Genomic DNA, 14,627 nt, shown 5'->3' with positions numbered 1-14,627 from the left:
GTGGATAATTCCGGATGATCGACGTGGCCGGAATAGCGCTCCCCGCCGCCGCTGGTGCTCAGCAGTTCCAAATTTGGGTGGCTCCAGCCGGCGACATGTCGGCGGCGAGGCCGATGGTGGATGCGCTACGCTTATCCACCCAACAGAACCTGCTCCGCTGTAGGGTGGATAAGGCGCGCCGCTCGGTGTCAGGACCCCGGCACGGAGGTCGCGCGCGCCGCATCCACCTTAGGGCAGCGCGATGTCGCCCAAATTCGGAATTGCTGCGCTGGTGCTTGGCCTCATGACAGCGTGCCGCGAACCCATTACCCTGCCCCCGACGACCCGCGTCCCTGCTTCCGAGGCCCGCCATGCACCGCCGCAGACTGCCGATCGGCATCCAGACCTTCGCTAAGATCCGCGCGGATGATCATTACTATGTGGACAAGACCGGCTTCATCCGGCAGTTGACCAACGAAGGCACGCATTACTTCCTGTCACGCCCGCGCCGCTTCGGCAAATCGCTGTTGCTCGATACCCTGGGGGAACTCTTCGCCGGCAACGAGGCGCTGTTCCGCGATCTGGCGATCCATCCGCACTGGGACTGGACCACCCGCTATCCGGTCATCCGGATCAGCTTTGCGAGTTTCGCACCTGGTGGTTCGAAACCGGCACGCCGACCTTTCTGGTGGATCTGCTCATGCAGCGCGGCTTTTTCACCCCCAGTCTGGCGCGCCTGCGTGCCGACGAGGCGCTGTTGTCGGCCTTCGACGTGGATCATCTGGCCACCGAGGCGCTGCTGTGGCAGACCGGATATCTCACCTTCACCGGCGCACGGCGGATCGGCGCCCGGCTCGAATACACTCTGGGTTACCCCAATCTGGAGGTCGAGAGCGCGCTGAACGACAGCCTGATCAAGGCGCTGATCGGCCAGCCGGGACGCGCCAGCGAGCTGACGAGTCGGCTCTACGATCTGCTGGCGGCGGCGGATTTCGTCGGGCTGCGCACCCATCTTGACAGCCTGTTCGCCGCGATTCCCTATCACTGGCATACCGGCAACCCCATCGCCCGTTACGAGGGCTATTACGCCAGCGTGTTCTACAGTCATCTGGCTGCGCTGGCAGCAGTTCCAAATTTGGGTGGCCGCCGTCAGCAGCGTGTGGGCGAGGCTGATGGTGGATGCGCTGCGCTTATCCACCCTACAAAACCTGCGCCGCTGTAGGGTGGATAAGGCGCGCTGTTCGATGTCAGGGACCCGGCACGGCGGTGGCGCGCGCCGCATCCACCAGGGGTCGCGCGATGCTGCCCAAATTTGGAATTGCTGCTGCGCTGGGCCTCGACTTGACGGCGGAGGACGCCAGGGGCGGGTCGATCTGACGCTGAAATTCAACGGCCGCATTTGGCTGTTCGAGTTCAAGGTGGTGGAGTTGGAGCCAGCGGGACGGGCTTTGCAACAGCTCAAGGACCGGGGCTACGCGGACAAATACCAGGCGGCAGGCCAGCCGATCCATCTGATCGGCATCGAATTCAGCCGCGAACAGCGCGGCGTGATTGGCTTTGAGGTCGAGACGCTATAGCAAGCGACCAACAGTTCAAACCTTCATTCTTGGTGTCCGCCGACCAACGGACTAAGGCTGAAGCCTTGGAGTCCAATAGTCTTGCCTGGTCAGTGTTCACGTAATTCTAGATAAATTTTGTAGGTTAAGGTAAGCTACGGGGCTGTTAAGCGCTTCTTTTTCAATGCAGTAAGGTTATTCCATGCGCCCTGCCCCGTCCGCACCGCCCCGGCGGCCGACCACCCGCAACCTGGGCCCGCTGTTGCGGCTGCTCCGCTTCGTGCGACCTTACCTGGGGCGCCTGTTGATCGCGGCCCTGGCCCTGCTGGTCGCCGCGGGGGCCGTGCTCGCGTTCGGCCAGGTGATCCGCGAAGTCGTCGACTCCGGGCTCAAGACCGGCTCCGAGGCGGCCTTGAACGACGCCCTGCTGCTGTTCCTCACCGTGGTTGTGGCCATGGCGGGGGCGATCATGGTGCGCTCCTATCTACTGAGCTGGATTGGCGAACGGGTGATCGCCGATGTGCGCACCGCCGTGTTCACCCGGGTCTTGAGCCTGGATGTGGGCTTTTTCGAGACGACCCGCACCGGGGAGGTCATCTCGCGGCTAACCTCCGATACCACCCTGCTCCAGACGGTGGTCGGCTCCACCTTGGCCTCGGCCCTGCGCACCACGCTGCTGGTGCTGGGCGGTCTGATCATGCTGGCCCTCACCAGTCCCTGGCTGACCGGGCTGGTCATGCTCGGCACGCCGCTGGTGATCCTGCCGTTGTGGCTGGTCGGTTACCGTCTGCGCCGCCTCTCCCGCGCCAGCCAGGACCGCATCGCCGACCTGAGCGCTTATGTGGACGAGGTGATGCACGCCATCCGCACCGTCCAGTCCTTCTGTCACGAGCCGATCGACCGGGCACGCTATAAGGAACGCGTGGAGTCGGCCTTCGGCACGGCGGTGAAGCGTGCCCGCCTGAGCGCCGCCCTGGCCGCCATTGCGGTCGCCCTCACCTTCGGCGCCATCGGCGTGGTGCTGTGGGTCGGCGGCCGTGAAGTCCTGGCGGGGCGGTTGAGCGGCGGTGAGCTGTCCGCATTCCTTTTCTATGCCGTGCTGGTCGCGAGTTCAGTCGGGAGCCTGAGCGAGTTGGCGGCCGAACTGCTGCGCGGGGCCGGCGCCAGCGAACGGCTGATGGAACTGCTCGCCACGCCGACGCTGATCGAGCCGCCGACTCAGCCGCGCACGCTGTCCCAACCGGTCCACGGTCAGATCGCATTCCAGGATCTCGGCTTTGCGTATCCCGCCCATCCCGACCTGCGGGTGCTCAAAGACCTGTCGATCACCATCGCCCCCGGCGCCAAGGTCGCCCTGGTCGGCCCCTCCGGTGCCGGCAAAACGACCCTGTTTCAACTGTTGCTGCGCTTCTATGACCCAACCCAGGGCGCTGTCCGCTTCGATGGGGTGGACCTGCGTGAACTGGACCCGGCCGACCTGCGCCGGCAGATCGCCGTGGTCCCCCAGGACCCGGTGATCTTCGGTGCCGATGCCTGGGAGAACATCCGCTACGGGTTGGATAGCGTGTCGGACGAACAGGTCCGCCGCGCCGCCGATGCCGCCCATGCCAGCGAGTTTCTGGACCGCCTGCCGGACGGTTTCAACACCTTCCTCGGCGAGCGCGGTGTGCGGCTGTCCGGCGGACAGCGCCAGCGCATCGCCATCGCGCGGGCGATCCTGCGCGACCCGGCCCTGCTCCTGCTGGACGAGGCGACCAGCGCACTGGACGCCGAGAGCGAACGACTGGTGCAACTCGCCCTGGAAGAGTTGATGAAAGGACGCACCAGCATCGTTATCGCCCACCGCCTGGCGACGGTGCGCAAGGTCGACCGCATCCTGGTGCTCGATCACGGTCAGGTGGCGGCGGACGGCACCCACGATGAACTGATGCAGCAGGGCGGACTCTACGCGCGGCTGGCGTCCTTGCAGTTTCGGGATCAGACGCTCGCCGAGGCTTGAGGCAGAGGCAATTGCCGCTAAAGAACCGGTCAGGCTGGCGCGGATACTCTGGCACATCTCCGTAGTGGTGCTAGACTTCCGGTGAACAGATCTCATCGGGCACCCCGCGGCACGGCGATTGACGTCACTATTCTCCGTGGACCCAGGGGGCGTCTCCTCCGCGCGTCAGGAGTATCAGGGCATGCGAACCGACGACCTATCGATCGGAAGATCAGCAAGCCGGATTGGCCGCCACAGCAACCTGTCCCGGGTATTGCGCGCCGGGATGATCGCCTTGCTCCTGGCCGTCCCAGCGGCCCACGGCGGGACGACCTTCGGGCCGCAGCAACTCATCGCCATCCCCGAAATGAACGGCCCGGTCACCGCTGTCGCCGCCGACCTTGATGGGGACGGCGATCAGGATGTCCTTGCGGCCTCGATCATCGACGACAAGATGGCCTGGTATGAGAATACCGATGGGCAGGGCAACTTCGGCCCGCAGCGGATCATCGGAACCACAGGCGCAGGATCCGGCTCGGTCTTCGCCGCTGATCTCGACGGAGACGGCGACCAGGATGTGCTGTCGGCCGCCCGGACCGGCAACGCGATCCTGTGGTATCCAAACACTGACGGGAAGGGGGCCTTCGCGACATCGCCGCTCATCGTCGACGCCGCGGTCGATGCTGGTTCGGCCCTGGCCGCCGATCTCGACGGGGATGGTGACCTGGACGTGCTGGCGACTGCACGGGGTGAGAACACGCTCGCCTGGTACGCGAACGACGGCGCCGGTCACTTCGGCTCGCTGCAACGCATCAGCGATGCAACCTATGCGGTCGAGCGGGTCGCGGCCGCGGACCTCGACGGAGACGGCGACCTCGACCTGTTTTGTTCAGGGGAAAGCGCGCTGAACCGCGGCGCGGCGATCTATAAGAACACTGACGGGAAGGGTACGTTCGGTCAACGGTACTGGGTCGACAGGTGGGGCGCCGCGGCCGATGCCGTCTTCGTGGCCGACCTCGACGGGGACGCCGATCTGGACGCACTGTCGGCCTCCGCCGCGGAGGGCACGCTGACCTGGTACAAGAATCGGGACGGAAGCGGACCTTCCGACGATACCATCATCGCCGAACGCTATTGGGGTGCAAGCTCGGTATTCGCCGCCGACCTCGACGCCGACGGAGACTTGGATCTGCTCTCCACCAGGTCGAGCGGGGGTACTGTCGAGTGGTTCACGAACACCGACGGTAAGGGCAGTTTCGGGTCAGCGCAGGTGATCGATGACCGTGCCTGGGGAGCCACCTCGGCCAGCGCCGCGGACCTCGACGGTGACGGGGACCTGGACCTGCTCGCGGCCGCGAACCGGGACGATGCGATCTCCTGGTATGAGAATACCGAAGGGACAGGTCAGTTCGGACCGCCGCGGCCCATCACCGCCTCTGTTTCTTCAGCGGCCGAACTGACGGCTGCCGACGTGGACGCAGACGGAGACCCGGACCTGCTCTCAACCTCTTCATACGACGGCGAGCTCGTTTGGTACGAGAATAGCGGGGGACCGAAGCACTTCGGGCCGCCACGGCACATCGCTGACGATGTCATGCAATTGCATCGGCTTGCCGCCGGCGATCTCGATGGCGATGGGGATGCGGATTTACTCGCATCCTCACCCAATGGCGGGACGGTCGCCTGGTATGCCAACAGTGACGGATTGGGGGATTTCAGGCTGCGGCAGGTGATCCAGATCGACGCCAACTTGGCAAAAGCCATGACCATTGCCGACCTGGATGGAGATGGTGATGCGGATGTGCTCGCGTCCCGACTGCTCAGCGACTCCGTTGGCGACCGGTTGGTCTGGTACCGGAATACGGATGGGGCGGGGTCCTTCGGATCGGCCTTGAATATCGCCACGGACCGCGAAGAGCCAACCGCGCTGGACACCGCCGACCTCGACGCGGACGGCGACCTGGATCTGCTGGCCGCCTGGTATTCCAGCGATGAACTGGCCTGGTTCGAGAATACGGACGGAGCGGGACGCTTCGGGCCGGCACGGGTCGTCGCCGCGGACGTCGGTAGGCCTTGGGCGGTGGTTGCTGCCGATCTCGACGGGGACGGGGATCAAGACGCTCTGACGGCCGGGGCGAAAGACGGCGGTCAACTGACCTGGTACCAGAATGACGGGGCCGGACAGCTCGGCGAGCAACGGCTGATCTCCACCGCCGTTGTCAATCCCGTGGCCGTCTTCGCCGCTGATCTGGATGCGGACGGCGACCAGGACGTCCTCTCGGCCTCGACGAGCGACAACAAGGTTGCCTGGTACGAGAACATCGACGGCAAAGGCGCGTTCGGGCCGCAGCAGATCCTCTCGGACAGCGCCGAGTATGCGCAGTCGGTGATCGCCGCCGACCTCGACCGGGACGGCGATCCGGACGTGCTCTCCGCCTCGGCGACCGACGGTAAACTCGCCTGGTATGAGAATTTGCTCGTCAATGCCGCGGCGACCGGCAGAGACATGGTGCTGGTCCTGGATCTCTCCGGCAGCATGCTCGCCCCCGCCTGCCCCGGTACGTGCGAACCCAAGCTGGAGGTCGTCAAGGACGCGGTGGAACTGTTCTTCGCCCTGTGGAAAGAGGTTGACCTGGAAGCTGACCGCACCGGCGTCGTCTATTTCAGGAGCGGTGTGGATCGGCTCCTGATCGATGATACTGCGCTGTTTACGGTGGGCACCAACGCTGACGCCGTGGTGTCCGACGTGCAGGCCCAGGCGACCAGCCGCAAGAACATGACCGCACTCGGCGGCGGCATTCAGACCGCGCTCGATGGCCTCGCCGATTCCAACCAATCGCGCGGCCTCATTGTCTTCACCGACGGCATGCAGAATGTCAATCCGACCGTCATGGAGGCAGCCGAGGGAACCGCAGGTCTCGTGATCGACACTGCACCAAACGTTAAACCTACCTCCGGGATCGCACCCCATGACCCACCCCTGGCGCTGAACGCCGATCTGGGTGTCAAAATCTATACCCTTGGCGTGGGTACCTACGAACCATTCCAGGATCTGCTCGCGCGCATCGCCGCAGACACGGGCGGCCTGAGCCTGATGACGAACGTCCCGGACCAGGATCTGCGGCAGTTTTTTGTGCAGGCGCTGACCGATGCCCTCAAGGACCGCGGTCCGCAATTGCTCGACTATCGGCACGGCAGCCTGACGGGGAACAGCGTGGCGCAGCGCTTCCGGGTCAACTCCAGCGCGCGCAAGGTCGTACTCAAACTCAGTTGGGCGCGCGCCGCACCCAGGCTTACATTCAGGGTGTGGCAGAACGGCGAGGACGTGACCAACCTCGCCCAAGTTGTTGACGGGCCTTTCTACCGAATCGTCGCGCTGCCGATTCCCCTCCCCGCACCGGGGGAACAACGAACCGCCGCGGGTGACTGGGAGATGCGGATTACCGGGTCGCCCGGGACCGCCTATCAGGCGGCAGCGATCCTGGACGAACCCCAACTGGACTTCGACCTCGAAGTCCCGGCCAGGGTCGCGACCGGCGAGCCGATTGATCTGCGGGTTCGACTGTCGGCGCTGGGACGCCCGGTCGTCGATGCCGCGGTCGTCGCTCGGGTTTTCAGGCCGGGCGCCGCATTGGCCACCCTCGTCGCCACGACCCCGCTGTCCGCACCGACGTCAATACGACCTTGGTCGTACTGGTTACTCGCGGACGGGTTGCCGACGCTGTTCGTGCAACCGCCGCCGGTCACGGGAACGATGAAGCTTCAAGTGTTGCTCCAGTCCCCCGAGTTTTCTGCTCGATTGAAGCCCACGGAGCACGTGATCCCCTTGGCCGACCATGGCGACGGCAGTTACTCGGGGCAATTTACCCGTACGGAGTTGACCGGCAATTACGCCATCGTGTTGGACGTGTCCGGGAATTCGCCCACTGCCGGACGCTTCCAGCGAACTGCAAAGGTGTCGACGGTCGTGCGCTTCGGCGCACCTGACCTGTCCAGGTCGTTGCTGGAGGCCGCTGAGAAAGGCCGAAACCACCACATGCACTTCGTCTCACTCAAGGTGCGGCCCATCGACCGGGACGGCAATTACCTGGGCGCGGACTCTGCCCACAAACTCGCAATCACGCTCGGACAGGGAGGCGTCGTTTCGCGGATCACTGACTTGGGCGACGGCACCTACGTCGCCGGTCTGATCCTGCCCACGGGCGCTGACCCCGACCTCGCGGTGCGGATCGATGGCAAACCCCTTTTCACCGGAAAACTGTCCCAACTCAAGTCCGGCGGGGACTTCAATTGGGGTTTGATCTTCCTGCTGATCGTGATCCTGCTGTTTTTCCGTTTCGCGCGTTACCCCCTGATCCCGCGGCCGGACTGATGACCGAGTACGGGGGTCTAGAGACGTTCTTTGCGTCCCGCGCCGTCTTGTCGCGGCACGGGTCACCGCAAACCGCCCTGACCTAATCCAGCCGCTCGCCCATCGCCTCAAGTTGGGCATTGAGCCGCTGCAACTCTTCCTGCGCTTCGACCTGGTCGGTCACATCGTACTGGATGCCGAGGTAATAGATGAGCCGCCCCTGGGGGTCGAACAGCGGACGAATGGTGAACCGGTTATAGAACAGCGAGCCATCCTTGCGATAGTTGCGCAGGGTGACGGTGACCGATTGCTGATCGCGAATCCCGGCGCGGATGCGCTCGATCTCGGGTTGATCGCGGTCCGCACCCTGAAGGAAACGGCAGTTGCGGCCGAGGATCTCGTGGTGGTCATAGCCCGTGATCAACTCGAAGGCCGCATTGGCGTAGACGATGGGATTGTCCGGCTGATCCGGGTCCGACAAGGTGACGCCATTGACGACGGTATCGAGGATCTGCGACAGCACGAAAGGGATCGTGCCCTGGTCTTTTTCGGCTGTGAAGTCCATGTTTTACTCCTGTCAGTAGTGAACGGCTCAGTAAGCTAAACAAGTCTATTCAGAGGGATTGGTCTTAGGTTGTCGTAATCGTAATCGAGATTATCGTAGCGCCCCGGACTCTTGCGCACCCAAAATTGCATCGCTTATCCGCTTACGACAACGACAACGACAACGACAACGATTGTATTCGTTGTTTAACATATCATTGACTCGTGATTACACGTGCGCCGAGCCAGCCGCACCCATCACCCCGTCCGGCGGCGCCGACTGGCGCTCGACCAGTCCTTTGATGTTGCGCACGACCCGCTCCGCGCCCTCTTGAATGGTGACCCGGATCAGCTTTTCAAAAGGGCGCATGTAGAATTCCAGGCGGGTCAACTCGAAGCCGAAGACGAGGTGGGTATGTCCGTCGACCGGCGCCAGCCGGTAACTGATGCGGAACAGGTTGGTGGTCTCGGCAAACTCGATGCGGGTCGGCTCATCCAAGGCCGTGACCCGAAAGGTGGACTCAGTCTCGCGGCCCTGATCGGTGCGCACCTGACGCGCCCGACTGCCGACCCGTAATGGGCCGGCAGTCAACACCGCGAGCCGCTTGACCTCCGGGGACCACCGGGGATAGTTCAGGAAGAAGTCGCGGGCAACGTAGGTGAATACGTGCTCCGGCGAGCATTCGATCAGGATATCGGCGCGGGCCTTGACCACGGGCATCAGTCCTCGGCGAGGTGCAGTGGCGCCTGGCGTACCGTACGATCTCGGTGCCACCGAGCGGCGGTTCAACCGGTCGAGCGGCGTCGGCCCCCGAGCGGCATCTGCTCAAGAGTGTAACGTATCTCGGCCCCCGCGGGCACTCCAGGGACGCAAGTACGAAGACGCAAGCCGCGCCGGTCTCGGTCATGAACCCGGCCATTGCGCGATCTGCACGGTCGTCGGTCCGCACAGCGGACCCTACGGGTCGCGGTGTTACCGTTGGGTCCGCTGTGCGGACCGTCCGCGCCTCCAGGGCGAAGCAGGTAGCCGGCGGCCGCCCGACACGCTATGCTGAACCCATCGTATCAATACCAACCAACGGGAATCAGCGCAGTCGCGTTCAACCCCGCCGTCACCCTTCATTCACCGGTTCATGGAGCACGTGCCCCTGTCTCCAACCATCGACTCCGATGATCCGCAGGACGCACTGCGCTCCGCGCTGGCCGCGTGCCTGACCCGGTTGCCGTTGTTCAAACCAGTCGATCCGACCGACGCATCGGAACGTCGGCTGTGGCGCGCCTGCGAACTCTGCACCTTTCTCGAATATCGCCTGGACAAGGCGCCGGACCCCCGCTCGCTGTCCGATCAGGCGATGAACGACTGGGCCCGGCGGGGATTGGCCCAGGGTGAGCGTATCGGCGATCCGACGGACCTGCTCGACTATCTCCCCTATTGGTTGATCGTCGACGGCCGGTTGCTGGGGACGGTGGCACTGAGCATTCGTGATCCCGGCTGGGGCCAGCCCAACCTCTGGATCGCAAGTCTCTATCTGTTCCGCGAAGCGCGCGGCGCCGGTCATGGCGCCCGGGTGACCGCCGCGCTGGAGGGCATCGCCCGCGACCTGGGACTTGGCGGTCTGCGCCTGGAGACCGACTGGTTGTGGCAGCGGGCTGTCCGGTTTTATCTCCGGCAAGGGTTCTGGGTCGCCAATTGGAAACACGGCTTGAGCCTGGTGCGCTATTTCGACGATCCGCCCTATCGTCTGCAGATCGCGCCGGCGCGCATCGCGTTCTTGCTCGGTGACGCGACGGATGATAACGCGGTGATTACGGCGCGGCGTCAGGGCGACACGCTGGTGTGGGAGGAGCAGGCGCTCGCCGAGCCGGCGGCCGAGGGGCACAAAGAACCGCGGGCCTGGGTCGCCCCGACCTTCGCTCTGTGGCTGGCCGTCTCGGGTTGGCCCTTGATCCGAAGCCCTGCGGATTGGGAGCGGCGCCACCATTGGGGAGACCTCGGGATGCCGGAGGGACTCGCCTACAAGATCACCCTCTTCGAAGGCTACGCCCGTCACCGTGGGTTTCGGGTCGACACCCCGCGAATACCCGGGTTGAGCTATCCGAGTTGGGAGGAACTCACGTCCGCATAAGCATAGGCGGCAGGGCGGGGTGCGGTGGTCGCAGACCCATGTAGGATGGGCAGAGCGCGAGCGATGCCCATCCGGCCACCGCGACGCTTGAGGATGGGCATCGCTCACGCTCTGCCCATCCTACCGAAAGGCCCGGCCCGCCCGGCCACTGTGCGATCTGCACGGGCGTCGGTCCGCATAGCGGACCCTACGGGGTGCGGCCGTCCGTAGGGTCCGCTGTGCGGACCATCCGCTGTGCGGACCATCCGCTGTGCGGACCATCCGCTATGCGGACCATCAACCGCTGCTGACCGTCCACGGGTCCACCTCTGCAAACCGCCCGCAGTTGCTCACCAACGCGCCGCGGTGCGCCCGATTGGTAACGCGAAGCGTGTTGGTGGAGCGGCGCCCGGTAGTCGCTTAACATTTCCTTATAGTTCAGCAAAACCTTTATTAAACAGGTTCCTGATTTGAGTATGAGGAAAGTCGAGCAATATCTGACTAAATCTGTTTGTTGAAAAGCAGAGTGTATTTGTATAAAAACCGGGGTGTATTCAGCGCGCTGCCCGCTTGAGCTTGCATTCGGCAATTGCTCACACAAAGACACAAAGGACACAGAGAAGGAGTTCCCCATGCCCGGCATCCGCCTGCCAGTTCCCTCCGATCAGCGTTCGACCGGCAGTGCGCTGCCCGTGGCCCGGTCTGGTTCAGTCCCCGATCGCGGGGCGCCCGATCGCAGTCGGCACCACCGTCGGCCGCGCGTCCCGGCACTGCTCCTGGGTCTACTGGCTCTCTGCGGCGTCGTGGACCTCTTCGCCGGGGTAACCCTGACGCAGGTCGGTCAATGGGGCTCGGGGCCTTACCGAGCGGTGGCGGTGGAAGGTCGCTATGCGTATGCCGCTGCCGGCGGCACCGGGCTGGATGTCATCGACCTCAGCGACCCCGCCGCCCCGGTTCGGGTGGGGAACGTCGACACCGCCGGGCAGGCCAGGGACGTCGCCATCGCCGGGGACTATGCCTATGTCGCGGACGGGGACGCCGGCCTGCAGGTCATCGACATCCGCAACCCCGCCGCCCCCCTGCGGGTGGGGGGCCTCGACACCGACGGGGTTGCCGAGGGCGTCGCCGTCGCGGGGAACTATGCCTATGTCGCGGACGGGCACGCCGGCCTGCAGGTCATCGACATCCGCAACCCCGCCGCCCCGCTGCGGGTGGGGGGCCTCGACACCGACTGGTCTGCCCGAAGCGTCGCCGTCGCGGGGAACTATGCCTATGTCGCGGACTATTGGGCCGGCCTGCAGGTCATCGACATCCGCAACCCCGCCGCCCCGCTGCGGGTGGGGGGCTTCGACACCGACGGGGTTGCCTATAGCGTCGCCGTCGCGGGGAACTATGCCTATGTCGCGGACCGGGACGCCGGCCTGCAGGTCATCGACATCCGCAACCCCGCCGCCCCGCTGCGGGTGGGGGGCCTCGACACCGACGGGTCTGCCCAAAGCGTCGCCATCGCGGGGAACTATGCCTATGTCGCGGATGACTACGCCCGCCTGCAGGTCATCGACATCCGCAACCCCGCCGCCCCGCTGCGGGTAGGGGGCTTCGACACCGACGGGACGGCCAACAGCGTCGCCGTCGCGGGGGACTATGCCTATGTCGCGGACCCGGATCGTCTGGTGATCCTACACATTCAAGATCCCGACCCCGACCACGACGGCATTCCCGACACCACCGACAATTGCCCGCAACTCGCCAACCCGGATCAGGCCAACTTCGACCGCGACCCGCTGGGCGACGCCTGCGACCCGGACGACGACAACGACCGCGTCCCTGATGCGAACGACGCCTTCCCGCTGGACGCCACGGAATCCGTGGACACCGACCGGGATGGCATTGGCAACACGGCCGACACCGACGACGACGGGGATGCTGTCGCCGATGGCGCGGATAATTGCCCACTCGCGGCCAATCGGGACCAAGCCGACGCGGACCAAGACGGCATCGGCAACGCCTGCGATCCGGACTATCGGCCGTTCTGTTGGGAGTGCCTGCCCAGCCGCACGGGTTGGCGGTCGATCCTCAAGTGATCGGTGCGCAGGTCGTTGGCGCGAGCAAGGTCGCGCCAACCGTCGAGCGAGGACGGGACGGCGCGCCTCACCGACCGGCGCGACTTCAGCGCCGGCCAGGGTCTCCTGGGGAGCCTCCCCGCCGCCCAGCAAGCCACGATCACGGTGTTCCCGTCGGGTCCGCTGTGCGGACTGTCCGCGGCCGGCCGAAAAACACCCGCCTCACTCGCTCTGCTGCACCACATCCCGCAAGCGTTCCGACAACCGGGTCAGCGCCGCGGAACAATCGTCCGGGCGCAGTGCCACTTCGATCACCGACGGGCCGTCGCGGAAGGCGAGCGCGCCTCCCAGTGCCGCGTCGAAGGCGTCTTCGGTGGCGGCAGCAAAGCCGCGCAGTGGACCAAACAACTCGCCCAGTCGATGGAAGCGCCAGTCGGCGATGTCGTTGAAGGATCCCTCCAGAATGAACCGCTCGGTGGTATAGCCGCGGTTATTGCCGATGATGACGATGGGGTCCAATCCCAGCCGGGCAGCGGTGGAGAGCTCGGTGCCGGTCATCTGAAACGCGCCGTCGCCCACCAGTACCAGCGGGCGCCGCCCCGGGTTGGCGACCTGGGCACCCAGCGCGGCCGGCACCGCGAAGCCCATGGTGGTGTAGTAAGCGGAGGCGAGGAACTCGCTGCGCGCATGCACCCGCAGGTCCACCGAGGCGAACAGACAGTCGCCGGAGTCCGCCACCACCTGCATGTCGGGGGTGAGGAAGTCGTTGAGCCGGGCCATCATCCGCGCCATGGTCATGGGCTGGCCGGATTGCGGAAAGTCGGGCGCGCCGAGCGGTCCGGGCACCTCCGGCAAGGGGCCGGGGTGCGGCACGACGGCGTCGGTCAGGGCCGCGAGAAAGTCGCGCAGGTGGACATGCGGATACCGATGCCGATGGACCCAGACCTCCTCCTGGCCCGCCCGCACCGTGCGCGCCGGGTCCAGGCGCGCAGTGTTGATGCCCAGGTCGATATCGTTGGGGGTGACGCCCAGGAGCAGCAGCAGGTCGGCCTCCTCCACCACGCGACGGGCGCCCTCCGGACCCATGGCGCCCTCATAGACACCCAGATAGCCCGGTTGCCGCTCGGCCACCACCGACTTGCCGGTCAGGGTCGCGGCCACCGGCAGGTGCGCCTTAAGGACGAAGCCCGCCAACAGGTCCTGAAGTCCGCGGCGGTGGAGTTCCACCCCGGCAAGGATCACCGGGTCCTGGGCGCGGCCGACCAGGGCCAGGGTCTCGGCGACCGCCTCGGCCAGGGCCTCGGGATCGCTGCCGGCTTCCTCCTCCGGCTCGTGGGGAATCGGGAAAGCGGGCGTGTCGACGCGGTCGCGCGGCAACTCGATATAGACCGGCCGGCTGTAGCGGCGGGCGGCACCCAGGGTGCGGTCGATCTGGCGCAGGGCGGTGTAGGGGTCGTCCAGGACGGCGCAGGCGCAGGTAATGCGCTCGAAGATCTCACGCTGAAAGCGGAAGGGGCCGAAGCGGTGATGCAGTTGCGGGTCATCGCGCTGCTCCGCCACCCCCGGCGCGCCGCTGATGACCACCACCGGGGAGGACTCCGCGTTGGCTCCGGCCACCGCGTTGACCACATTGAGCGCACCCACGCCGTAGGTAACGGCGAGCGCACCGAGCCCGCGCGAGCGGGCATAGCCATCCGCGGCGAAGGCGGCCGTGTCCTCACGGGTGGTGCCGATGTGCCGAATGTCCGAGCGGCAGAGCCGGTCATAGAACCGCAACACATAGTCGCCGGGAACGCCGAAGCAGTGGTCGACTCCGGCCTCCTTGAGCCGGAGCAGCAGATAATCGCCGATCCGCGGCCAATCGCTGTGGATGCTCGTCGGCGAGCGGGATGCGGTCGGGCTGGCAGTCATGAGGGGGCATCCTCGTTGTTGCGTTTGGAACCGTTCGTTACTCCGGACGCACCGGACCACTTCCCGCCCCGGTGTTCGCAGCAGACCCTGCGATCAGGTCGCGAGCTCCAGCGGACCGACCGCAGCGCGGGCAGCGAGTTG

At 65.5% G+C, this 14,627-nt stretch carries 7 protein-coding genes and 2 pseudogenes; 6 read left to right on the top strand and 3 right to left on the bottom strand.

Annotated elements, in window-relative coordinates; translation table 11 throughout:
* Positions 1 to 350: 350 nt before the first annotated feature.
* The 4 genes and pseudogenes from QZY03_RS01095 to QZY03_RS01080 all read left to right on the top strand — a co-directional run.
* Positions 351 to 1,099, top strand: a pseudogene (locus QZY03_RS01095) (AAA family ATPase); the annotation flags it as partial.
* Positions 1,100 to 1,302: 203 nt separating this feature from the next.
* Positions 1,303 to 1,556: pseudogene (locus QZY03_RS01090) on the top strand (PD-(D/E)XK nuclease domain-containing protein); the annotation flags it as partial.
* Positions 1,557 to 1,737: 181 nt separating this feature from the next.
* A complete protein-coding gene (locus tag QZY03_RS01085) occupies positions 1,738 to 3,534 on the top strand; it encodes an ABC transporter transmembrane domain-containing protein (protein WP_295577340.1) in 1,797 nt (598 codons plus the stop codon).
* A 181-nt stretch (positions 3,535 to 3,715) separates the two neighbouring features.
* Entirely contained in the window at positions 3,716 to 7,885 is a 4,170-nt protein-coding gene (locus QZY03_RS01080; protein ID WP_295577338.1) for an FG-GAP-like repeat-containing protein, read from the top strand.
* Positions 7,886 to 7,967: 82 nt separating this feature from the next.
* Here the strand turns inward: QZY03_RS01080 and QZY03_RS01075 are convergent, their stop codons facing one another.
* Both QZY03_RS01075 and QZY03_RS01070 read right to left on the bottom strand, forming a co-directional pair.
* Positions 7,968 to 8,429: a PAS domain-containing protein gene (locus QZY03_RS01075; RefSeq protein ID WP_295577336.1), complete on the bottom strand. Its 462-nt coding sequence runs from the start codon at positions 8,427 to 8,429 to the stop codon at positions 7,968 to 7,970.
* A gap of 207 nt (positions 8,430 to 8,636) precedes the next feature.
* Positions 8,637 to 9,128 (bottom strand): SRPBCC family protein, encoded by a 492-nt coding sequence (locus QZY03_RS01070; protein WP_295577333.1) that lies wholly within the window; start codon positions 9,126 to 9,128, stop codon positions 8,637 to 8,639.
* A 421-nt stretch (positions 9,129 to 9,549) separates the two neighbouring features.
* Between QZY03_RS01070 and QZY03_RS01065 the strand changes: the two genes are divergently transcribed.
* A complete protein-coding gene (locus QZY03_RS01065) occupies positions 9,550 to 10,533 on the top strand; it encodes a GNAT family N-acetyltransferase (protein ID WP_295577331.1) in 984 nt (327 codons plus the stop codon).
* A 611-nt stretch (positions 10,534 to 11,144) separates the two neighbouring features.
* A complete protein-coding gene (locus QZY03_RS01060; protein WP_295577329.1) occupies positions 11,145 to 12,596 on the top strand; it encodes a thrombospondin type 3 repeat-containing protein in 1,452 nt (483 codons plus the stop codon).
* A 201-nt stretch (positions 12,597 to 12,797) separates the two neighbouring features.
* On the opposite strand, the gene QZY03_RS01055 is transcribed toward QZY03_RS01060, so the two are convergent.
* Complete coding sequence (locus tag QZY03_RS01055; protein WP_295577327.1) at positions 12,798 to 14,486, bottom strand: thiamine pyrophosphate-binding protein; 1,689 nt, start codon at positions 14,484 to 14,486, stop codon at positions 12,798 to 12,800.
* Positions 14,487 to 14,627 lie beyond the last annotated feature (141 nt).

Source organism: uncultured Lamprocystis sp. (genome assembly GCF_903933125.1).
In the GTDB taxonomy this organism is placed as follows: domain Bacteria; phylum Pseudomonadota; class Gammaproteobacteria; order Chromatiales; family Chromatiaceae; genus Thiodictyon.
The sequence above is the reverse complement of the archived record's forward strand: the minus strand, read 5'-3'. Positions and strand labels throughout refer to the sequence as shown.

What these genes read in the sequence shown, in the direction of transcription:
- QZY03_RS01075 (WP_295577336.1), bottom strand. Translation starts at nt 8,429, where the DNA reads ATGGACTTCACAGCCGAAAAAGACCAGGGCACGATCCCTTTCGTGCTG.
- QZY03_RS01055 (WP_295577327.1), bottom strand. Translation starts at nt 14,486, where the DNA reads ATGACTGCCAGCCCGACCGCATCCCGCTCGCCGACGAGCATCCACAGC.
- QZY03_RS01085 (WP_295577340.1), top strand. Translation starts at nt 1,738, where the DNA reads ATGCGCCCTGCCCCGTCCGCACCGCCCCGGCGGCCGACCACCCGCAAC.
- QZY03_RS01070 (WP_295577333.1), bottom strand. Translation starts at nt 9,128, where the DNA reads ATGCCCGTGGTCAAGGCCCGCGCCGATATCCTGATCGAATGCTCGCCG.
- QZY03_RS01080 (WP_295577338.1), top strand. Translation starts at nt 3,716, where the DNA reads ATGCGAACCGACGACCTATCGATCGGAAGATCAGCAAGCCGGATTGGC.
- QZY03_RS01060 (WP_295577329.1), top strand. Translation starts at nt 11,145, where the DNA reads ATGCCCGGCATCCGCCTGCCAGTTCCCTCCGATCAGCGTTCGACCGGC.